This window comes from Formicincola oecophyllae, from assembly GCF_006542395.2.
In the GTDB taxonomy this organism is placed as follows: Bacteria; Pseudomonadota; Alphaproteobacteria; order Acetobacterales; family Acetobacteraceae; genus Formicincola; species Formicincola oecophyllae.
Genome location: NZ_CP038231.1, coordinates 1360600 through 1382590 on the forward strand (window position 1 = coordinate 1360600; position 21991 = coordinate 1382590).

At 60.1% G+C, this 21991-nt stretch carries 21 protein-coding genes; all 21 read right to left on the reverse strand.

The window, feature by feature from the left end; genetic code table 11:
• Positions 1-40: 40 nt before the first annotated feature.
• Positions 41-3040, reverse strand: coding sequence for a hypothetical protein (locus E3E12_RS06070; RefSeq protein WP_141443509.1), 3000 nt, complete (start codon positions 3038-3040; stop codon positions 41-43).
• The gene (locus tag E3E12_RS06075; RefSeq protein WP_141443510.1) at positions 3033-3680 is read right to left on the reverse strand and encodes a DUF2313 domain-containing protein; all 648 of its coding nucleotides are present in this window, start codon (positions 3678-3680) and stop codon (positions 3033-3035) included. Before E3E12_RS06075 ends, E3E12_RS06070 begins: the two co-directional genes overlap by 8 nt.
• On the reverse strand, positions 3677-4768 hold the full coding sequence (locus E3E12_RS06080) for a baseplate J/gp47 family protein (RefSeq protein WP_141443511.1): 1092 nt from the start codon (positions 4766-4768) through the stop codon (positions 3677-3679). The genes E3E12_RS06075 and E3E12_RS06080 overlap by 4 nt, the downstream gene beginning before the upstream one ends.
• Complete coding sequence (locus E3E12_RS06085) at positions 4765-5253, reverse strand: phage GP46 family protein (RefSeq protein ID WP_141443512.1); 489 nt, start codon at positions 5251-5253, stop codon at positions 4765-4767. The genes E3E12_RS06080 and E3E12_RS06085 overlap by 4 nt, the downstream gene beginning before the upstream one ends.
• 65 nt (positions 5254-5318) lie before the next feature.
• A complete protein-coding gene (locus E3E12_RS06090) occupies positions 5319-5864 on the reverse strand; it encodes a phage baseplate assembly protein (RefSeq protein ID WP_141443513.1) in 546 nt (181 codons plus the stop codon).
• Positions 5861-7096 (reverse strand): phage baseplate assembly protein, encoded by a 1236-nt coding sequence (locus E3E12_RS06095; RefSeq protein ID WP_149498268.1) that lies wholly within the window; start codon positions 7094-7096, stop codon positions 5861-5863. The genes E3E12_RS06090 and E3E12_RS06095 overlap by 4 nt, the downstream gene beginning before the upstream one ends.
• The gene (locus tag E3E12_RS06100) at positions 7093-8550 is read right to left on the reverse strand and encodes a DNA circularization N-terminal domain-containing protein (RefSeq protein ID WP_141443515.1); all 1458 of its coding nucleotides are present in this window, start codon (positions 8548-8550) and stop codon (positions 7093-7095) included. The genes E3E12_RS06095 and E3E12_RS06100 overlap by 4 nt, the downstream gene beginning before the upstream one ends.
• Positions 8550-11675 carry a phage tail tape measure protein gene (locus E3E12_RS06105; RefSeq protein ID WP_141443516.1) on the reverse strand — a complete coding sequence of 1042 codons (3126 nt, stop codon included), beginning with the start codon at positions 11673-11675 and terminating at the stop codon, positions 8550-8552. Before E3E12_RS06105 ends, E3E12_RS06100 begins: the two co-directional genes overlap by 1 nt.
• Before the next feature lie 142 nt (positions 11676-11817).
• Positions 11818-12198, reverse strand: a complete 381-nt coding sequence (locus E3E12_RS06110) for a phage tail assembly protein (protein ID WP_141443517.1) — start codon at positions 12196-12198, stop codon at positions 11818-11820.
• Positions 12199-12211: 13 nt separating this feature from the next.
• Positions 12212-12568 carry a phage tail tube protein gene (locus E3E12_RS06115; protein ID WP_141443518.1) on the reverse strand — a complete coding sequence of 119 codons (357 nt, stop codon included), beginning with the start codon at positions 12566-12568 and terminating at the stop codon, positions 12212-12214.
• Positions 12569-12579: 11 nt separating this feature from the next.
• Positions 12580-14052: a phage tail sheath subtilisin-like domain-containing protein gene (locus E3E12_RS06120; protein WP_141443519.1), complete on the reverse strand. Its 1473-nt coding sequence runs from the start codon at positions 14050-14052 to the stop codon at positions 12580-12582.
• A complete protein-coding gene (locus tag E3E12_RS06125) occupies positions 14045-14269 on the reverse strand; it encodes a hypothetical protein (RefSeq protein WP_141443520.1) in 225 nt (74 codons plus the stop codon). The genes E3E12_RS06120 and E3E12_RS06125 overlap by 8 nt, the downstream gene beginning before the upstream one ends.
• Positions 14262-14882 carry a hypothetical protein gene (locus tag E3E12_RS06130; protein ID WP_141443521.1) on the reverse strand — a complete coding sequence of 207 codons (621 nt, stop codon included), beginning with the start codon at positions 14880-14882 and terminating at the stop codon, positions 14262-14264. Before E3E12_RS06130 ends, E3E12_RS06125 begins: the two co-directional genes overlap by 8 nt.
• Before the next feature lie 2 nt (positions 14883-14884).
• Positions 14885-15316: a DUF1320 domain-containing protein gene (locus E3E12_RS06135; protein WP_141443522.1), complete on the reverse strand. Its 432-nt coding sequence runs from the start codon at positions 15314-15316 to the stop codon at positions 14885-14887.
• Positions 15306-15575 carry a hypothetical protein gene (locus E3E12_RS06140; RefSeq protein WP_141443523.1) on the reverse strand — a complete coding sequence of 90 codons (270 nt, stop codon included), beginning with the start codon at positions 15573-15575 and terminating at the stop codon, positions 15306-15308. Before E3E12_RS06140 ends, E3E12_RS06135 begins: the two co-directional genes overlap by 11 nt.
• Before the next feature lie 14 nt (positions 15576-15589).
• Positions 15590-16558 (reverse strand): Mu-like prophage major head subunit gpT family protein, encoded by a 969-nt coding sequence (locus E3E12_RS06145; protein ID WP_141443524.1) that lies wholly within the window; start codon positions 16556-16558, stop codon positions 15590-15592.
• A gap of 11 nt (positions 16559-16569) precedes the next feature.
• The gene (locus E3E12_RS06150) at positions 16570-17097 is read right to left on the reverse strand and encodes a hypothetical protein (protein ID WP_141443525.1); all 528 of its coding nucleotides are present in this window, start codon (positions 17095-17097) and stop codon (positions 16570-16572) included.
• On the reverse strand, positions 17097-18116 hold the full coding sequence (locus E3E12_RS06155; protein WP_141443526.1) for a phage protease: 1020 nt from the start codon (positions 18114-18116) through the stop codon (positions 17097-17099). The genes E3E12_RS06150 and E3E12_RS06155 overlap by 1 nt, the downstream gene beginning before the upstream one ends.
• A 201-nt stretch (positions 18117-18317) precedes the next feature.
• Positions 18318-18812, reverse strand: coding sequence for a phage virion morphogenesis protein (locus tag E3E12_RS06160; RefSeq protein ID WP_141443527.1), 495 nt, complete (start codon positions 18810-18812; stop codon positions 18318-18320).
• Between the two features lie 156 nt (positions 18813-18968).
• Complete coding sequence (locus tag E3E12_RS06165; RefSeq protein WP_141443528.1) at positions 18969-20255, reverse strand: phage head morphogenesis protein; 1287 nt, start codon at positions 20253-20255, stop codon at positions 18969-18971.
• Positions 20252-21991 carry a DUF935 domain-containing protein gene (locus E3E12_RS06170; protein WP_141443529.1) on the reverse strand — a complete coding sequence of 580 codons (1740 nt, stop codon included), beginning with the start codon at positions 21989-21991 and terminating at the stop codon, positions 20252-20254. Before E3E12_RS06170 ends, E3E12_RS06165 begins: the two co-directional genes overlap by 4 nt.

Genomic DNA, 21991 nt, shown 5'->3' on the forward strand with positions numbered 1-21991 from the left:
TGGGTTCCTCTATTTGTTCCACCCGCCCACCCAGTTTCATTTAGTTGTATTTGCCCACTGCTTCGAAATAGAACGTCCCCTGGCTACTATCGTGGACTGGTGACTTGCCGCTGTTGACATCTTCAACGCGCAGCTTAAAGCCGGTCTGCGTCACGCTGCCCTGCGTCACATTGCCGTAAAGACTTTGAGGATTGTTGTCCTGCCCCGTAATCTGAATGCAAATCTCAGATGGATCAGTGTTCTTGAAAGGAGCTGGGAAAGTAACCCAAGCGCCGTCACTTAATCCGCTAACGTTCCATACTTGCCTGAAATTATTTCCCACTGGGCTGTTCAGCTTGGGCAGCGCATTAATCTGGGCCTGCAAACTGTTGATCTGTGCCTGCAACTGGCTGATGTCCTGCTGTCTTGCCTGCGTTTCAGCTGAAACCTCAGTCGCCAGGGCGAGGTCACGCCAGCCGCTTACCGTGTCACCATAGGTTGGTTTGCCTGAATGGCCGTTTGTGTGCACGCCAAGACCTTGTACGTCACCAGCGGCCATGCCCAACGTGCCTGAAAGCAGCGTTCCCTCAACGCCCTGTGCCCGCTGCTGTTCAGCCGTCAGCGCACTCTGGGTGGCATACCGCCCATCCGCATAATCTTGGCTAATCGCAACGTGGTTTCCGCCTGCGTCATCGAAATACAAAAGGCCAGTTGGCTGTTGCCTGCTCCCTTTATCGGCAAACTGGCTTTTGATGCCGCGGATGCCATAAGAGAAATCATCAAGTCCTGTATTACCCGCCACAACTCTAATGTCGTTCTGCTTGGCGCTGTTGATCCAGACCTGTCCTGTGTTGTCATCCGCCCCCATAGAGAGGATGGGGCAGTTTTTCCCATCGTCTGCCCCACCGGTCGCAACGTAGTTTCCCTTTGGCTGAAGGCCGTCCAGGTCTGCAGCAAGGGCGAGGTCATGCCAACCGCTTACCGTGTCGCCATAAATGGGGCGGCCAGTTTGGCCGTTTGTGTGCACGCCAAGGCCTTGCACGTCACCGGTGGCCATGCCCAGCGTTCCTGAAAGAAGGCTGTTTTCCACGTTCTGGGCACGTTGCTGCTCAGTCGTCAGCGCACTCTGAGTAGCATACCGCCCATCAGCATAACCCTGGCTGATTGCCAGGAAATTACGTCCTGAGTTGTCGAAATAAAGCAGCCCTGTTGACTGCTGGCGTGTGCCTTTATCTGCGAACTGGCTTTTAATGCCAATGCAGGGGTATGAATAATCATCTTGGGCAATATCACCCGCCACTTTCGATCTGTTCAGCTGGCCTTCAATATTTTCAGCCCGCGCTGTTTCAGCGCTCAGTGCACTTTGCGTGGCATAGCGCCCGTCTGCGTAAGACTGCGAGATCGCCAGCATGTAAAGACCGTTTTCATCAATGTATTCAATGCCTGCAGGCTGTTTTCTTGTGCCCCTGTCCAGATATTGGCTTTTAATGCCGCGGATGCCGTAAGAGAAATCATCAAGTCCTGTATTACCCGCCACAACTCTAATGTCGTTCTGCTTGGCGCTGTTAATCCAGACCTGTCCTGTGTTGTCATCCGCCCCCATAGAGAGGATGGGGCAGTTTTTCCCATCGTCAGCCCCGCCAGTGAGGACGTAATTTCCCTTTGGCTGAAGGCCGTCCAGGTCGGCAGCAAGGGCGAGGTCATGCCAGCCGCTTACCGTATCGCCGTAAATGGGGCGGCCAGTTTGGCCGTTTGTGTGCACGCCAAGGCCTTGTACGTCACCAGCGGCCATGCCCAACGTGCCTGAAAGCAGCGTTCCCTCAACGCCCTGTGCCCGCTGCTGCTCAGCCGTCAGTGCACTTTGCGTAGCATAGCGCTCATCAGCGTAAGACTGCGAAAGAGCTAGCATGTAAAGCCCGTTTTCATCAATGTATTCAATGCCAGCTGGCTGTTTTCTTGTGCCCCTGTCCAAGTACTGGCTTTTGATTCCTTTAATGGTGTATGAGTAATCATCTAGTCCGATATTGCCAGCTACCAGGAACTGGGCTGACTGACCATCAGCGTTGAACCACGCCTGCCCGCTTTTGTCGTCAACCCCCATCAACGTGACAGGGCGGTTATAGCTATCATCCTTGCCCGCGGTGGGCACGTAATTGCCACCAGGTTGGAGGCCATTCAGATCTGACAGCAGTGCAATCCCCCGCCAGCCATTGCGGCCATCACCGTAAATGGGGCGGTTTGAGGTACCATCAGTGTGAATGCCGAGACCCTGCACATCACCTTGCACCATGCCCAGCGTTCCTGAAAGCAGCGTTCCCTCAACACCCTGGGCACGCTGCTGCTCAGCCATCAAACCAACCAGCGTGGCATAGAGTGTGTCCGCATAAGCTTTGGAAATCGCCAGCATGAAAAGCCCGGCGGCGTCTTTGTATTCAAGACCGATCGGCTGAGTGCGTGTGTTTTCATCCAAATATTGGCTCTTGATGGCCTCAATAGGCAGTGAATAGCCATCTAGGAGCTGATTGCCAGCAATCAGCCCGATGCCGTTTTGCCGGGCTGTGTTGACCCAGACCTGTCCCGTTGCATCGTCAGCACCCATGAAAACAACCGGACAGTTTTTGCCATCGTCTGCCCCACCGGTCGCAACGTAGTTTCCTTTTGGCTGAAGGCCTTCCAGGTCTGCGAAATAAGCCAGGTCCCCCTTATCGCCAGATTTATCCCAATAGGTTGGCCGCCCACTTATGCTGCTTGTGTGTATGCCAACGCCCGCGCTATCATTGGGGCCCATCCCCACCGTTCCCGAAACATAGTTCTGCAGTGCGTTTCCGTTCTGGTTACTCGCGTCAACCAGCATGCATAGCGCCAGCAGGATGGGATTGAAGAACGCGGCCTCAAGCGGCGTCCCTTGCTGCCTGCCGGGGATAAGGTCTTGAACCTGGGGGTGGCCTTGGCCATCCACTGTCATGTTGGGCACACCAGGGAATCTTGGCCAGCTCAAAGATGTGCTGCCCAACATGGCTTTCAAATAGTCGCCGCTTTGTTTTTTGGTTTCTTTAGTCATAGAGCCACTTCCCCGTGTCGTCCATAAAGTAAACTGAAGTGTCCGCAGGCTTGATAAGCCTGAAAACCCGCACCAAATCTGTGTAAGGATTGTCCTGCACCAGCCCAGCAATGCATGATCCCGCTATGCCAGCGCCACAAATCGCCAGACTGGGCACGCTGGGCAGATGGACGATCCAGCAGAAATTGATGATGGGCTGTGCACACACAGAGACCCCGCATGTAGTGCGCCCCGCATAAGGCGCCCAGGGTTCATCTATGGTGATGTCAGCGCCGAAATACCGGGCCAGGGCGATGTAGAACGCCGGGCGTTGGTCGCCACGCATCGTCCAGCGCCGCTGCAACAGTGCCCGCCACGCGGCTTCTGAAAGTGCCTGCCTATCAAGTCCCCAAGGGTCTGGTCCCAGCAAGTCTTTATAATCATCAAACAGCAAGACGGATGTGCCAGGGCAAAGCTCATTGGCCAGTCCAGCCAGGTCAGCTTCCAACACCGCCCTAGGACCAGCCAGGGCCTTGATGAGCTGCCCTAGGTTGTGCCCACCCCACGCTTCACCTTGCGGCAAAAACTCATTCACCCATTCACGCGCGATTTCTCCGGCGGACCTTGGGGCAGGGATAGTTGCTGGCTCCGTGAAACTCATGAAAGCGTCTGCCAACTAATGGTGCCCAGTACAGGCATTTCATCAGGCGTAAAAACCTGGGTGGAATTGGGGTAAATCAGTGTGTTCTTGCTGCCGGCCGCCGCCACAATTGCTGCTTGGACAGACTCAAGGTACAGCGTGCCACCAATGCCAACGCTCAGATAAAGGGCACTCAAGGCCGCGGTCACGGCCTGCCTTGCGGCCTGCGTGTCCGGCTGCAGCGCCAGGGACGGATTCTGCGGCACAATGCTGGCCGGGAAAACCTGCACATTGCCCCGGATGGGTCGCACATTGTCGATGTACGATTGCACACGCGCCACCTCATCAGGCGTGGCCGTGCTAGGCATTTCACCTGAAGCGCCAAAAGCGATGACGACACCGACAGTGCCCAGCCCCATCAGTTCGGGCACCACATTCACATAGCTTGCGCCTGCATTCTCAGCCCAGCGCACATAGTCTGCCGCATCGCCGCCGTTGTAAGGTGACCTGATGGCCTCAATGATTCTTGCTCGCCAACTTTCGACATCTTCCAATCCAGCCCCACCAGCCAGGCCGTCAGCATCTGCCGTCACAGCGGTCACACCAGGGATGGGTGAAACCAGGCTAAGGGGGCTGCCACCTGCAAGGTTCCCAGCCGTTCCCACCACAGTGCAGGTGACGTCAGCCACCGCTGTGCCACCTGCCGGCACCAGCACCGCCTCATTCACGGACCACTGCACCGTCCCGTCTGTGACAAGCAGCGTGCCCGCTGGAACAGTCACGGCCTGGCTGGCTGTGAACACAACGCGCCCCAGTGCTGCCAGGGGGCTACGGCGTGGCACGCCCCAGATTTCCCCATGTTGTTCCAATAGCCCATCAGTGCCGGCCGTTGCGGTTGTTGGCAGCATTTCCAGCAGCCGGTCACGCATGAACAAATAGGTTTCATAATCAGCCAGGCCATGCACGGCGGCCAGCACTTGCTCAAGCGTGCCGGGCGCTGTCGGGTCCAGCTGTACCATCTGCCCATCAGGCGTCATGAAGGTTGCCTGGGCCAAGCTTGCAGCGAAACGCTGCGCCAGCTCTTGCGGGCTTGGAATGTTGGCGCTCATGAAACCGGCACCGTTTGAACCAGACTCACACCCCCCGCCTGGACGCCAACGCGCAGCACTCCACGCCCTGCCCAAGCTGCCTGCGCTGTCACCTCCATCCCGTGGTAGTCCGCAATCGGCTGGCAGGCCTCGCTGGCGTAGCGTTCAGCGCGGCGCGCGGTTTCTGGCGTACGCTTGGCGCGCTCAAGCAGCCACGTGCGGCTGCCCAAGCGTTCCCCGTTGGACAGCAAAACGTCTCCAACCCAACCGCGCCGCGCACCTAAAGGCTCAGCAGCGCCTTGGGGCGCTGTGAGGGCCAGCGGCAGCACGTCATCAGTCTCAGCACGCCTGTCCGTTCCCAATGCAATCAGAAGAGGGCTCAGCAGCGTTGCGTCAAGCGCCAAGCGCCCAACGCCGCGCGCGCCAGACTGCACAACAAGGTCACACTGGCCGGCGGGGCCGGGACGAACTTTCAAAGTGGGCGCGGAAGGGGTGTTTACTGTCATGGCGCCCAGTCTGGCGCGTTCCAAGGCTGTCTTTCAGGGTGCCACTGTTCACCGTCAGGCCCTGTTTATTCAGGCTTCCCTGTGCTGGCTGGTCCGGTTTTAACGCCGCCATGAATGTGGCTCTGCGTGCTGATGCCGCCCGCCACCTGGTCACCTGTGCTGTTGATGCTGCCTTGGATATGCAGGCCATCAGCATCAACACGCATGATTTCAACGCCAGCCACCTCAATCACAATAGCGTCCTGAACGGAGACCTTTAGCAGCTTGCCATCTTGGAAATGCAGACGCTGCCCCGCGGCATCGTAAACGACACTCTCACCTTCATTCAGGCCGCCCATCCTGGCTATGGATGGGTTCTCTGGCGGTAGCGCGAAGAGGTCCGAAGGGTCAGCGCCGTTTTGCAGAACATGCGTCACAGCACCATTCAACGGGACGTGGCTTGAAAAACCGAATGTTTGCAGGACAGGCACACCACTGCGCACCTGGCCTACATGCATCTCCACCGCCACTTTCTGCTGCCCGCCACTGTCGTCTAGTGCCTTCACAACGCCGCGCAGGATCTGGCTGCGGATAGAATGTGCGAGGTCAAAAAGATGTTTGCTGAACGTCATGACATGTGCCCCCTTGCTACAACATGACGGCGCTGGCGTTGGTTGCCCGTGGGCGGCAGAACGGCTTCACCGGTCAGGTCAAAAGCGTCCGGCGGCACAACGCTCAAACGTGTGATGCAGTGGTCTTGCTCAGCAATCCACGTCACGGCGCTGATGAGCATGTCCCTACTTAAACCGTTGACGCTATCCTGCACGGTGACCAGCTGGTTGGGGCGCCACAGCTCCCCTGCATGGTTAAGAAAACCAGGCACTGTGTAAACAAATGTGGTGGCGCCAGCGCGCTTTGTACGCATGCGCCAGGCGGCTTGGTCATCAAGCGTCCAGGGCTGTCCAGAAGAACGCTTCTTCTCTGGCTTACTGGGTGAAGAGTTGGCAACGTCCTGAGTGGCCATGCTGGCGCCGCTTTGGGTTTTGGCAAGGTACACGCAAGGCCGGTAGCGCGCTGTGCCTTCATCGCGCGCGTGACCATAGCGGCAGGCGGCTGCCGCTTCATTCTTGGCGGCATCGGGCATGGCTTGTGCCGGGCTCGGTTTCTGCCCCACATGAAGAGCGCTTTTAAGAGGTCGCTTGTGTGAAGGCGCCTGCCCCTTCACCCAATAATCGCGGTGCTTCTGGCCACGCCGCGCTTCCATCTGCGTCACGTTGCCACCTGGAAACACCAGCGTGTCACAGGCGTGGGTGATGCCCGCGCGCGTCAGCACAAGGCCGCCCAAGCCGTCAGACGTCACCAGTACGCCGCGTTGGCGGGCGTGGCGCTCTATCACGTCAAGCGTCACGTCTGCCGGCTCAAGCGCCACCAGTGTGAAGGGCGTTCCGGTTTCAACTGCTCGGTCAACGCTCACTCCAAAGGGCTGGGCCAAAGCGCCCACGATGGCTTCAAGCTTCATGCCCTTGTACTCAGATGGGCCAAGCGGATTGGCAGCACAGTCAGCCAAGTCCCCGCTTCTATCACGTCCCGAAAGTGTCACGTGCAAACTGTTGGCATCACCAGAAACATTGATGAACTCAAGCCACCCTTTCAAAACCTGCTGGCCTTCCAGGCTGATTTCAACTGCCTCCCCTATTGTCGGCAAGCTACCCGCTTGCAAAGGCACATCCACTGCCAGGCTGGTCCTGAACGTCCCAGCGAGGTTTGCGAGGTCGTGCGTCACCTCCAGGCTTGTCCAGTGCTGCAGTTTCACCCCACCGACCTTTAACACTACCGGTCCTGCCTGATGGCTTCCCAAGTTCATAGCGCTTTCTCCTTGATGATCCACAGCTGCCCAGGACCAGCCAGGGCAGGGTGCGCCAAGCCATTGCGCCCCACCGCGTCATCAAACATCGTTCGAACATCGTTCGTGCTGTCACCGCCCAGCGCGTAGCACGCCCACCACAGCGACTGCCGGGTGCCCATGCTCACAGTTTGCACAGCTGGCAGGCTGCCAACCCGCACAGTGCAGTCCATAATGATTGCGCTGCGCAGTGCACGCAGGGCATTAAACATGGGCAGTAACGGAGCCGCACTACCAGCCAGTAGTGGGCTGCTGAATAGCGCAGCCGTGCCGTCCAGGGCCGCAACGAACTGGTCACGTGCTGTGCGGGCGTCTTCGTCTGATGCAAATGTCATGGCGGTCCATGCCGGGCCCAGCTGGGCAATGGCCATCACGCAGGATGCCAGTCCCAGCGCCATCACCTGAGCCCGCTGGCTGCTTTCCGCCGCTGTTTTCTGTGCCAGCACGCCCAGCTGCGCTGCTCCGGCCATCAGCAGGGTGGCCACATCCTGCGCGCTGACCTGTGGCTGTTCCTGCACCTCCCCCGCTGGCGCAATGAGTGGGGGCTGGCTACTTGTGATGCTGCCTGCGAGGGCAAGCGGCACACCGGCCAAGACGTACCCCACCTGCGTGCCATAGTCTTTATCCTCTGTGGCCGGCGCAGCGGTCTGGGTGGCAGGGGCCACGGCAAAGCTCATGAAAAGCCTGGGGCCTTCCTCCAGGGCAGAAGTGGTGGCCTGCACAGGGGCGGGCAGGTTGCGTGCAGCTTGCTGAGGCGCTGTCAGCGCGCTTTTCACCGGCTCAGGCGCTGATGTCGTCACGCTGTCCCAGACGGCCGCCCCGCCACCTGCAAGGGTGCGCGTGCCCTGCACCAGGGTCACGGGGATGCTGCCTGACAGCACCGCGCTGACGCTTTCCTGCGCTGCATCCACAGCATCGTCACTGGCGTCAAGAACGCTGTTCACGCTGTCTGTGACATCACCAAAAAGCCCAGATGATCCACCCGGCCCAGGATCGCGCCACAGCTGCGCCGTGAAGCGCGCAAAGCGTAGTTCCTGATGGCTGAACGTGATTTCAGCGGGCTGCGCCAGGCGCACAGTGAGCGTCCCCCACCACGGGTGTTCAAGGCTCATGGAGCCGCCCCGTCTGAAAACGTCCCGCAGTCGCTCAGCCCGCACAACGTAATCAGCGCCCACAAGGATGCCGCTCAGGATCAGGGGGGTGTCTGTTGTGCCAAAATCCTGAAAAGCCTGGTTTTCCACCGGCTGGCCGGGAAAAAGGAAGCGATGCAGCCGGCGCCCTGCACTCTCTTTGCTGTCAATGACCTCAAACGATACACCGCCCAGAAAAGCCTCTGTCACAATGCCGTCAAAGGCCAGTGCGCCACTACCCAGAACGCCCGAATTGCCAAGCAAAGTGCCAATTTCAAAAGCCATTAGGGCCTCCCGATCATCTGGCCGGCATCGGGCACCGGTATTGCTTCGAAGCCATAGCGTTTGCCTTGCGGCGATGTGACAACAAGGCCCTTGTCCGCCCGCACACGCAGGCTTGTTTCAACCTTCACGCGCTGCGGCTCCCCTTGCTGGCGTATCACCACCGGGACAGGCATGGGCAAGGGCTGGGGCGCTTCCCTACGGGGCTGGTGCGGCGTTGGCAGCGCTGGGTGCCGCGGCAGCTTGATGGTGGGCAGCACCGGCGCCGGCCACACAGTATTGTTCACCACATGGGTATGGGTCTGGTTGTCGGCGTGGTGGGTGATGTGGTCACCCTCCTGGTGGTGCATCTGCAGGGGCTGTGGCAACACTGGTGCAGGCCAGTGGTTGTTTATAGTGTGCTGGGTCAGGTTGCCTTCGTGATGATGCACAACAGGGGATGGTGCCACTGCCGGTACGAATGGTGGAGCCATCACACGCACCACGCTGGCGGGGGCTGGGGGCGTGGTTGGTGCGGGCAGCAGCGCTGGCGCCGGCCAATGGTTGTTCACCACACTGCTGTGGTTACGATCACCCTCCTGGTGGTGCACTTGCACAGGCTGCGGCAACACTGGAGCCGGCCAGGTGTTCTGCACTACACTCTTATTATTATGGTCACCGGCATGATTGTTGATGAGGTCACCCCCATGGTGGTGCACCTGCAGGGGCTGCGGCAACACCGGTGCAGGCCAGTGGTTGTTCACCACGCTATTATGGTGGGTCTGGTCACCCTCCCGGTGGTGCACGGCTGGCGCCACCACGGGGGCAGCGGCAATGTTCACAACGGGTGCTGGCGGTGGCGGCACGGCCAGCGTGGGCAGCATCAGTGCCGGGAATGTAATTTTGGGCAGTGGCACAATGGCCTTGGGGGGTGAAGTCGCAAGGCCCGGTTGGGTTGACCCTTCCCCCCACAGGCTTGGCGCCTTGTCCAAACCCGTGGCGTGGCTGGCCCATTTCAGCGGGCTGGAAATCCAGCTCGGCAGATGGATGCTGAAAAGGCTTTTCAGGCCTCCCCAGAGAGCGCTGAAGAAGCTGGTGATGGGACCCGAATACGCAGCCAGGGTCTGCGCAATCTTAATGATGGCGCCAATGGGCGTCACCAGCATCAACATGTTTTCACCCAAACTCACCAGCCAGCCGGGCAAGTGGGAACGCAGGAAGCTGTCAGCAGCAGCGGTCATGCGGTGCAGAAAGGCGCTGACCTGCGCCGGATATTTGTAGACCGCATAAAGCGCTGCCCCCAGCGCCACCACACCTGCCACGGCAAGGCCAACCGGGCTTGCAACCAGCGCGAAACCAGCCGCCAGCGGTGCAGCGATGGCGCCAAGTGCCGCAACAGCGCCTGTTATCGCAATCACCGCGCCAACGCCGCCAAGCAGGCCTGCGCTCATTCCTGGCAGGTGGTCGTCCAGCCACTCAAAGCCTTCCGCCACCTTGTGCAGGCCTTCCGTCATGGCCTGCATAACGGGCGCAAAGTCTGTGCCGATGATGCGCAACAGCTGCTCGCCAGCGTCTTCAAACTCCTGCACTTGAATCTTGAGCGTGTGGCGCCCTGTCGCGTAATCGTTGTCTATGACGCTGCCATCAGCATTGGCCACCTTGGCCCTGATGGCTTTTTCCTGGTCCTGGTGCCCCAGGATGGCCACTGCCGCCACGTGGTTCTGTTGGTTGTTAAACAGCGTTGTCATGACGTGCTGGTCAGTGCCATTCTTGCTTAGGCGGCGCACAATCTCCGTCATGACCTCAAGGGGGTTCTTACCCTCCCGCCTGGCTTTGTCCTCCACCTCCAGGGCGTTCACGCCAAGCTTCTTGAAAGCCAGCTGCGCGCTGTGGCCTGTCAGGGCCTTGATGTACTGGTCCATGTTGGTGAAGGCCTCACCCACTGTGCCTGTACTTTTGCGCACAACAGCAAGCTGGCTGGCCAGCCAGTTCACGCCACCGCGTCCCTTCACCCCAAAAGCCCCGGCAGACGCCGCCACCTGTGGCAGCAACTGCGCCATTTCGCTGAACTCCATGTCAGCGTTTTTCCCGGCAACCGCAAAGGCCGCCAAAGCCCCCTTCAGGTCTTTGTCCTTGATGCCCAGTGATTCTTGTGCCGCGAAAGCCGTTTTTGCGGTTCCCTCTGGGTTGGCGTTATAGGCTGTGGCGATTTTGGCAACCTGTGGCAACACGCTGTCCAGGCGTGTTTTGTTGTAGCCCTCGCGTGAGAAGAAGCCTGCCGCTTCCACAAGCTGTTCACTGCTTTGGCCCGTGTCGCGGGCCAGTCGGTTGATTTGCCTGCCCAGGCCAGCCACGAACTTGTCATTGTCGGCGCCGTGATAATCAAGCCCAATGCCAATGTGGGCCAGGTTGTTCTGATATTCAGCAGCTGCCCGTGCTGGCTCGACAATTTCGAACCCAGCCATGGCGGCGCCCATACCCCTGTTCTGGGCCGTGTCAAAAGCGCCGTGCAGGCCATGCAGGCGCCCCCTGAAATCACCCACGCCGCGCCCCACGGAGCCAAGGCCTGCGCCAGCCATGCGGCCTGCTCCGGCGAAGCCGCCACGCAGCGCCTCGCCAACGCCCACCACGGCGCTTTTCAAGCGTTCCATCAGGGCGGTGGTACGGCTTGCCTCTTCATCCACTCCGCGCAGCGCGCTTGTTGCCCCGCCACCTGCGGAGGCCATGCTGTTCAGGCTGCGCCCAGCGCCGCTTCCTACCTCAGCCACTGCGCCCAAACCACGCCCCAGTGGCTGGGTGGCCTCTGCCAAGCGCTGTGCCTGGGCGGCAGCGGGGCTGATGGCCTCAGACAGGCGCGTTGTGTTTTCAGCCGTGCCGGCCAGTGCCTGGCCAGCTTCACCCAGGGTGCCGGCCAAAGGGCGTGTCATAGCGTCCAGGCGTGCAGCGTTCGCAGCCGCTGGCGCCATGGCTTTGGCCATAGCATCAGCCGCCTGGGTGGTGCCAGCCAATGCCGTGTTGGTGTTGCGGGCTGATTTGACGTTGCGCGCAAGCTGTCCATCCAGCGCGTTGAACTGCGCCAGAACCTTCCCAAGCGGGCCACTGATGTGGTCTGCCAAGGAGAGTTCAAACTGCGCTCTAAGCTCACTCATAACAAGGTTCAGTCATCAAGGCTGGCGCTCACATGCGTGTTCCACTCACCCAGGGCATCACACCAAAAAGCCATCTCCGTTGTGGTCAAAGCCCTGAGGTCAGCACGGCTGAAGTGTAACTGACTGGCCAGGGCGGCCAGTGTCAGGCGCCAGTTTCTGCCCCAGCGTTCATAAAAACACTCATGATCCGCTGGGCCTTGACGTAATCGGGCAGTGACAGCGCACGCAGCTTCTTGACGCCCGCTGGGCCATTCAGTCCAGCACTGCGCTGCAGCAGGAAAAGACCAACCCTTTGGCTTGTCGTTTCGCTGCCGCTGTCAATCATGTCACCCGCTGTCAGCTCACGCAGCACAAGCTCATCAAGGGTGGTGGTGCTTGGGCCTGTGGCGGTTTTGGTGTCTAGCAACACGGGGCGGGAAAGTTCCAGGCGGACTGATCCGTCTTCCTGCCAACTAGCTCCGGCTGGCAGCTCAGGGCGGTTGTTATCAGGGGCGGTGGTGGTGTCTTCAAGCTCAAAAGCCATGTTTCAATGTCCTTCAGTCAAGTTCTTCATAGTTGTTGAATGTCCAGGTGACAGGCGCTTCACCCTTATCCGTGGCCTCTGGCTTGTCGTTGATCCAAGCGTCAGAAATCACGATTGATTTCCCACTGTCGTACTGGATTTGAAGTTCACCTTCCCCCAACGCCGGGTCAAATGCGTCCAGTTTCATGTTCTGTGTGGGAATAATTGTGGCCTGCACTTCGCCACCTTCCCACATTGTTGAACGCAGCGTGCGTTGCGTGCCTTCAACTTTATTGTTCTTCTTGCCAGCTAGACGAACTTTCACGCCTTGCTGGATGTCATACTGAACGCCGCGCCACCAAAGCTTGGCCGAACCAAATGTTTGCGCCATAAATACCTCCTTTAGTACTGAAGTTGCAGCTGGTTGGCCAAAACCATCAGGCTGCCCATTGCCCTCACGGGCAGGCTGGCGTTCACCCTGTTGCGGTCGCTTGCGTCACGCGTGAACACCGCCTGGGGCGCCATCTCTTTGACGTCATCCACCCAGCCGTTGCCTTGGTAGATGCCGCACTGGGCAACCCAACTGCCTTTGAGGGTTCGGCACGTCACAACGCCGTCAGCCAAGGCCAGGGGGCTGTCATCGTCAGCAAGCTTGGCGCGTGCGTAGGTACCCTCAACGTACGCATTCCACTCAAAACGGACGCGCGCGGCGATGGCTGGCAGCATCACGTCCCAAGGGGCAACGGGCGCGCTTGTAACCGGGTCCTGCGTGCGTGTGGTCACCACCCTTTCAAGGGTGATGGTGCCGTCAGAGGCTTGGCGGAATGTGCTGCAGCCGTTCATCAGCAAAACCTGGCGCGCCGCCATGTCGAACACGTCAGCGGCATCAGGCCCAAGGCCCGTTTGGGTGGAAAGCGGCAGGCCGCGCAGCTGCCGCGCTGGGTCCGTGTTCAAGCTCTGCGCGCCCTGCGCCGCCAAGGCGGCTGTGACATTCCAACTGGAAGCGCGCGGTGCCTGCATGGGCAGCAACACAAGCTCCTGCGCAGTGTCAAACTGCTTGGCCAACGCCAGTGCCTGACCCTGCGTGGCACGCACAGCCACCCAGACACGCATATCTTGGCCCACCATGGCTTTGCCGCGCCTGTTGGCTTCCTGCACAGCCAGCTGGATGCTGGCTGGATCATTGGCCAGCAGAATCAGGTCAGTGTACCAGCTGTCCCCCAGCGCTTGCAGGGCTGTGCTGATGTCAGACGTTCCAGCCCCGCCAGCAAAGGGTGTGACCGTCACCACCAGACCTGGCGTCATGTCCTGCCGGGCGGTGGAGACGCGCACGTCAAGGTCATTGCCCAGCGCGCCAGCGTCACCAGCTGTCAGCGTCACGGCCCCGTTCTGGCCCTGGGCTGCAGTCACGCCGGTTTTCTGCATAAGTGGGCTTGCGAAAATCGCAGCCAACAGCGCGCCCGATGCTTGCACGGCCGTGGTGCCCTGGCTGACGCTGAACGTCACGCGCTGGCCTGCGATCCACACCGCCCCCTGCGCCGCCGCCGTGGCTGTGCCCGTGAAGGTGATGGTGGCGCTGGCTGCCGTGGCGCCACCGGCAAGTGGGGCTGCAACGGCGTCCACCTGCAGGGTTGGCTGTTCTTGAATGAACGTTGCCACTGCCTGGGCCATCACGCTGCCGGGGCCATAGACTAGGGCTGCCTGACCCGCGCTGATGTTCCCATAAAGCGTTCCTGCCGCCTTGCTGGCGGTAGCGCCGACAATCACGCAGCGCAGCGGCATGCCCGCAACCCTGTTGGGGTTGGGGACATCAATCACTTCAGTGTATGAACCGGGCACAGCCCAGCTGCCGGGGATCTCCGCAAAATCAACCATTTTTCGTTGCCTCCTTGTTCGGAATGCTTGGCGTGATACTGCGTGCAGGCAGGGCAGCAGCGGCTGGGGCATCTGCTTCCAGCAAATCACCGCAGCGCAGGGCGCGCGCCCAGTACGGGTCTGCGCCATTCACCTTAAAGGTGGGCGGCACAGCGCTGCCATCCGGCGCCAGCACGCGCCTGCCTGGTGCGGGGCGCACAAGTTTCATGTCAGCCACGGGGCTGCTCCTTTTCTATTTCTATGTCCCAGTCCCAACGCAGGAAGTCGTCAAGTTGCTGGGCGTATGGCTGCAAATCCGGTGAGACGTGTTCAAACGTCAGTTCAGCTGCCACCACGCATGCGCGGTCTTCAAACCAGTCCTCTGTCTGCAACACTGAAATGTCAGTGACTTTGCACGTACCGATCCCGTCCAGTGCCCAACCGTGAAAGCATGTTGCAAACACCGCCATGATGCCGGCCACACCGATGCCGCGCAGCTGTCCAGTGCCCAGGTAGAGACGTTGCGGGTCTGGCAGGCGCAGCAGAACGGCCACGGGGAATATTAGCGTGCCACGGAACGTCATTCCGCAATCGCGCTCCGCACGCCATATTCCGCAGCCCAGCGCCACACTTGGGCCGTTCTGAGAAAGCTTCTCCCATGTGGCACGGTTTGGGCTGGGCGGCAGGTGGTGGTGGCTGAACACTTCAGGCCGCAGGACCTCTCTCAGCCGCTGCGACACACTTATATAAGTGTGTGCGACAACATCGCCCCGCAGAATTTGGCGTGGGAAGTCTGGCGGGGTGCCTGGCAAGGGCGGCACAGACGTTACAGCGGTGGTTCCCTGGTTCATGCTCACCACATCCTTCCCCTGAAAACGGTTGGCGTGCGGCTTTGAAAACGTGACCAGACCCCGCTGTCCTCATTCTTCACAGTGGCGTCCAGCGTGGCCTTGCCGGCCGCCACGGCGGCCAGCCACGCCATGGCGGTCTGACGCCCCTCCTTGATCTGCTCGCTGGGCGCACGCTCCGCCCCAAGGGCCAGGTCATGGCGCGCCAACAAGCAACACATGCGCGTCACCACTGGCAGGACAGGCGCTAGCGGGATTTCATAGCGCCGCTGCACGTAGGAGTTGATAAGGTCTGAGGCATCCGCCAGGGCCTGGTTAATGCGCGCTTCGTCAATAGCGCCGCGCGGCATGTCAAGTGATGGGTCAGACATGCAGATCTCATCAGCGCCGAAACGCTGCACCATGTCATCCACCGTGGCGTACAGGTCAGGCAACATGAATCAGCACCAGGTCTGGGTCACGCCGCATGGCCGTGATTTGCCATTCCTCAAGGTCCGCAACCGCGTGGATGGCGCGGTGGGGATGGATCATGCCACCACGGCGCAGGCCAGGAGCGTGGCACACCACCAGCAGGGTGCCAGGCCCCAGTTCCTGGAACGGCTCCTCACCTGGCCGCAGGGCCTCCAAAAGCTGCACGCCAATGCTGGGCAGCTTGGGTGAGGGCGCCACATAACCCGCATGGTTGTTTTTCGTCATCTCCTTCTGCGCCATCAGATTTTGGCCGCGTCATTGCGCAGGTAGGCGCTGCAAACCATTTCAAGCTGGCCTTTCCATTCATTGGCGCCCGTCACCCATGTTTTGCCGTCTGGCGCCAGCTGCGGCAGCAAGGCCACTTCCGAGTTCAACAGCTTGCGCGCCGTTGCCCGAAGGCCAGGCGGCACCACAAGCAGGTCAGGGCAGGTTTCATACGGTGTCCCGTCAGCCCTGAACTGCATCTGCATCTGCGTGTAGGCTTTATCGAGGTTAGGCCCATTAAGGGGCGCAACGCTCATGAGCGCGCAGCGGTGCATGCCGTATCCAGCGGCGCAGCGCCCATCTATACCCCACACAAATTCATTGTGGTGGAACACCTCCCCCGTGTTCAGGCTGGTGCGGGGCGTCACGGTGAAGGGGCGCCGGCGCTGGAACACCATAGGCTTCAATGGCTGCTTGGTGCAGAACAGGAACCAAGCAGGCCCAGGCGCCTCACCCTGGCTGGTGTCGGGCAGCATCAAGTTGGACCATGAAATGGGCTGGCCATCCTGGTTGGTTGAAGGGTGGTCAGTGTCGAAATAGTTCTGACCGTCAATGCCCTTCTGGGTGCGTCCATTGTTCAGCAAGCCATAAACAAGCTTGTCTGGCAGGCTGCCGGCATCAAGTCCCAGCTGTGAAATGATGGGCTGCAGGAAGCCGTACTGGTCGTCCTCGAAGTCTTCGCGCTTGACTGAAAACGTTTCCTCAAACGTCCTGTTGACGATCGTGAAACGTTCCTGGGTGGAGACGGCTTGCACAACGCGTTCACCCAACCATTCACGCATGCCCTTCAGCTCCATCAGGCGCGGGTAGAAGTTCGCGCCCGATGAACTGCCAACGGTCATGGAAATCTTGTTGTAAGTGGGGTCAGCAGTTTTTAACCACTTGTTGAAGGCAAGGTTAACGCGCGTGTTCAGTGCCGAAATCGTGCCGGCGTTGATGTCCATGTCTCAGGTCCTCAAGTGGTGGTTTTGGGTGTGGCCGCCGCTGGCAACATGGCTGGAAAAGCCGTGGGGGCTGCCACGTTCACAAAAGGTGTGCCGCCGTCCAGCCCAACGAAGTGGCCGGCAACCAGGCGGGCGCCGCCACCTGCGCCTGTTGCCTGGAAGCTCACGTTCTCATCATCCACTGCATAGACGGCCTGCCCCAGCTGGGCGTAGGTCGGCGCTGGCTCGTTGGGCAGGAAGGGCAGGGCGTAACAACCCGTTTTGACCCAAATGGGGTTAGCCCCCGCATGGAGCGCATCCACGCCCTGTGTGGGGGTGTTGTCCATGGCCTGTCGGGCAATTCCGATGATGCACACTGGGGTGACGGCAGCGCCGCCCCCAGCAGGGGCCGTCTGCCCGGCCGGCACCAGCGTGCCATCCGCCAGGACGGCAACCAGGCTGCCCCGGAAAACCCGGAAACCAGGCGCAACGGCATGACCGAACTCTGGCCCGCAGGGGCCTGCCTTGCGCTCTAGCGCGCGGTCTGCTGCAAGTGCCATCAGTAAGCACCCCCAGCAAGGTCTTCAGGGCCTAAACCCAGTGCTGCGTCAAACGCCGCCATGCCTGGGATCTTCCCCATGCCGAGTGTATGCGTTGGCTGGCCAGCCTGGTGCAGGGTCACGTTGCTGGGGGGGGCGTCAGGCAGGCCGTCCACAATCTCCTGCGCCTGCGCGGGGTTGGCTGCATGAAGTGTGATGAGGGTCTTGGCCAGACCTTCACTGATCGCCTTTTTGCGCCCGGCCTCAGCCACGAAGGCTTCAGCGGCCTGAGTGGCCATCCGGGATTTCAGTGCCGCGTTCTCAGTTTCAAGGTCTTTCGTGCGCTTTGCGTGGGCGGTGATCTGCTCAGCGCTCGCCTGAGCTTTGGCAAGCAGAGTTTCATCAGGGGTGGTGGGGGGCAGGCCGGTCATTTCAGCCAGCCGGGAATGCAAGCTTGTGTAGCGCCTGGCACCCGTCAGGGCTTCATCAACAGCTGCGCGGTCAGCGCCGTCTGAGAGGCCCAGTCGCGCGCGCAGCTCTGTGAATGGGTAAGACAAAACTGCCTTCTCCTTTTCATGGTTTTTTGGGGAAGTGGCCGCATGGTGCAGCGTTTCAAGCTCCAGGTCCGGATTGTTTGTGAGTGCAACACGTAGAATGCGCAGCACCGTGCCGTCCCCAGACGTAACCAGGACTGGGCTCAAAGCCCTGTAGGCATGGTCTGTCATCCTTGCGGTGCCTGCCGCTGTCCATTCAACGCGGCCCCACAGGCCATCGCCGCGCACATCCAGTTCAGTGATCCACCCCATGGCGGGCGCAGGCTTGCCCTGTGGGGCTGCAAGATCTGTGCTGTGGTTCTCGTCCACCACCAGCTTGCCGCGCGCACTGGCCATGGACTGGCGCGCAACGCTAGTCAGGTCGCCAGAACGGTAAGTGCGTGTGCCGCCAAGGGCTGGGAATGTGCCAGCCGGCAGCACATGCACCCACAAGGGCGCGTGGCCTGGGGCGTCTGAAAGGGGCAGGGGTCTGGCGGCAATATCCATGGCGCCACCATGCCGCTTTCATGGGTGCTGTTTCAGGGTGCCACTGTTCACCGGCCAGCGCGCTTATCAAGCAAGCTTCAAAAATGCACCAGGAAGGGTGGAAAGCTTTCTGGGCATCAATCCCTGCACCAAGCGCCTGAAACGCGCTGGCGGGTGTTCGAAAGTGTTCGAAGGCCGTTCGAAAACTCCCAGCCCAACCGCTCACCGCAAAGCGCGGCTGAAAAAGCCCTCAAGAGTGGTTTCTAGCGCCGCGCGGTCTTCAGCAGTGAAGCCAAGATAAGGTCTTGGCGGCAGCAACACTGACTTGCGCTTGAACAGCTGCCCCCCCATCCTGAACACCAGTGCTGGCTTGGTGCGTGGCTTGATGAGTGCGCCGAATTGCTGCGCCGCCGCGTAAACCAGGTTGCTGCCCCATATAAGTGTGTCGCCACGCGCTTGGCTGGTCAGGCTGCGCTGCAGTCCCCCACCCTGGATGAGTGGCGGCAGCGGTTTGCGGCTTTGGGCGTAAAGCTTGTTGAACGCAACGTAGGAGGCCCCCACCGCAGGCCGTCCTTCATTCAGGCGCTGGCGTGTGTTGTCCACAATCTCAGTGCCCAAGGCGGCCAGGAAGGGCTGTGGTTTGCGCCCAATGTCCGCCAACCGTTGCAGGGCCTGCTTGATGTGTTTGGTATCGCCTGAGAGCGTGATTTGGGCCATGTGTCTAAGCTTTGTTGCGGGATAAGGGTTGGGAATGTTAGGGTTTCAGGGCTGGCAGCGGTGACACGGTGATATTCTCCGGGCCGTAGCCTCTGAATAGTGTGCGCGATGTGGGTTCCCTGCTTGCAGGAACGGAGGCCCACCCGCTGCCAGCGTTCATTCATCCTTGATCTCTTTGCGCAGCAGTCTTGCCCAATCCTTTTCAGCTAAACGTGTCAAGCTCACCGCATAATTTTCTTCACGGTCAAGCGTGGTTTTAATGGCTAGACTGTAAAGTCTATCTCTCCAACGCCCCAGTAATGTCAAAGAACGTGTGGTTTCATGCTCGGGCGGTTTACTTTTCAATATTAGATGAGATGGCTGGGCCAGGATTTCCGGCAAGCTTTCATAATCCTCCACAGTCAGTTCAGGGTGGTGCAAGCGGTTCTTGTTCAGGCTCTCGCCAGATAGCAGCACGCTGGCTGTAGTGCTTTGCAAAATGGCCTGGGCACGGCCTGCAAGCGTGCCGCACCGCACGGTGCCCACCGCAAACGGCAATGGTGGAACGTCATCACTGCCTGACGGTTCCTCCATACTTGCCAAGTCACGCACCTGCTGGCGCTCAATCTCCTGGTGCTCTGGCGCTGGCAAGCCGGCCAACGGCTGGCCGCGCACGTCATCAACAGGATGCAGGGCCTTCTTGGCGCGCTGCTTCTCAGCTTTCAGCCATTGCTGGCCAACATTGGTTTGGAAACCGGGATCAATGCCTTTTGGCACCATGACCACGGCCCCCGTGGCAGGGTTCGTCCAAGGCTTGGCGTCAAGGGGGGGCGCTTCACTGACCTGCCAGCCCTGGCGTGCCATTTTGCCGTCAGAGACCACTTCAACAGAGCAATGGCATTTCCAACCATTGGGCGGGTAATGCGTGTCCCACCAAGGATGGTTGGCTGGCAGGATGGTGCCGTCCCACGCAACATGTTCTAGTCGTGGGTGCAGGCAGGCGTTGTGCCTGTAGCGCCACAGGGGATAGAGCTCCAGCGCCTCTGGCGTTGTCATCTGCCTGTAGCGTCCAGCCGCATAAGCGGCGCTCAAGTTGGTGTCATAGATGAGTGCGCTGCGCCAATTTCTGCTGCCGTGATAGTCCCAGCCGTATTTCTTCACCAAACGGTCGAACTGCTTTCGAAAATCAGCCAGCGTTGTCCCCTGCGCCAATGCCTTGTTCACTGCCGCCTGGAAATCCGTTACCAGGGCCTGGCTGGCAGCGCCCGCCACAGCGAAGGAACGCGCATAGCCCTCAGAACTGACCTCCCCCCACTTCCGTGTTGGCACCGGCACTTTTTGCCTAAAAAACGTTATGGCTTCGCTTGGCGCCAGCGCCGCCCCCTCTGCCACAACGCCAGGGGCCAAGTCATGGCGCGCAAGGTGGGGGTTCTCCAACACCTCGCTGTCCAGTGTTGTGCTCATCGGCCAACACCCAGTCCCGCCAGGATGGACGCTTCGCCGGCAAGTTCAGCCGCAAGCAATCCCTGCTGCATGGCTTCCTGAAATTGGTCATCCGGCAAGCGCATTTCCTCCAGCACTTGTTGCAGCTCTTCAAGTGAATGGGCACTTTCAATGGCAGCGCGCACGGGGCCTGTCATCTGGTCCCACGCCGTGCTGGCCTCATTAGCCAGACTGTTAGAAAGCATGTCCAGGATGGCGGGCTGGCTCTGGGCGTGGCGGCTCACCAGCGCGCCCAGCCTGGCGTGCAGCGTTTGTTCCTGTCCTGCGGCGGGCGCTGGGGGGTCCTGGTCCGTCACAGGGGGAACATGGGCTGGGGTCACTTTCCCTGGGCGCGTTTCTGGCGCTGTGTCCTCGGCAGGCTGCGCTGGCTGGGGCTGGGCCATCAATCCAACCACCGCGTCACCTTTTCCGGGTGGCGTCATGTTCAGGCGCGCCAGGAGCTCATCAGCCTTCACTTTCAAGCCCTGTGGCCCCGCCTTGGCGATAGCGTCCAGCACCGTTTCAAGCGGTGCTTCATCAGGCCTGCCGATGGACGCGACTGGGTAGCGCCCGTCCTTGGGCGGTCCAAAGCTCAAGTCAATCATCTGTTTGACAAGCTGGCTGTTGAGCGTGTGCGCCAAAAGCGTTGCGTCCGCGCGCTCTATGTCCTCCTGAACCAGTCTGTGTGTCTGTGCTGCGGCGTGCGTGCCTGTGCGGGCATCGGTTGTGCCTGTTTGTCCCAGCACGGCCTTGCTTGTCTGCTCGTCCAGCCATTTGCAGCGTTTTTCATGAACGTCACTAGCTGTTGTGCCCTTCGGCTCTATGAACTCAATGTTCATGCTCTCAGGCATCGTGCAGGCCATGGCGCCAGCAAGGTCAGTCACTGCTTTCCACAAAACGTTGCGGTCATTTTCAGATGAACCGTTGTCATATTTGCCAACACGGATAGGCAGGCCGAAAGCTTGAACGAAAACACCCCAGTCGCGGCTTGAATAGAGCTTGAACAAGCTGTTGAAGGCTATGGCGCGCGTCAGTCCTTGCCGCAACTGCAGTCCAGACCATGAAGGGTGCCTGTGCACAAGCGCCCGCCTGGGATCAAGCGGCTGGCGCATCAGCTCCGGCGTGGCATCCTCAAGCGCCGGGGTGGCCTGGGATTCCATTGCGCGCAGGTAGATGCTCTCCCCATCTTGGTAGGAGACCTCAAAGAACCGCTGGGGGCGGAACACCAGCTGGCTTGGCCAATAGTTGGCCGCCTCGCAGTGCCACACGATTTCATGAACTGAAAAGCCCTTGGCAATGGCGTCCAGAATGTCGAACATCGCGCGCTGAAAAATGCCCTTTTCTAACCAGGTCCGCACAAAATCCCCCTGGCGTTTCTGCAGCTCGCTGGGACCTGCGTCATCCACCGTGATGGGAAGCTGGGCAACGGCCCTTTTCCGTGTCGTCAGCACCCCCAAATAGTGCAGGTCCCGTTCTTCGATCAGTTCACAGAAAACCTGCCAGTCACGGCTTTCCCCCTGCGCTGCGCTGGCCAGCAGGTTGGCCACAACATCCGGACTAGCCTGCGTCAGGCCCAGATGGTCCAATGTGGCTGGCCTGTCCCCAATGACGCGCGGCCCCATGACGTCTTGGCGCAATGGCTGGGTGCTTGAATGTGGCGCCCCCTGGGCGTCCACAGGTTGTCCTTGGGCGTTTAGAAGGCGTTTTCTGGGTATCAT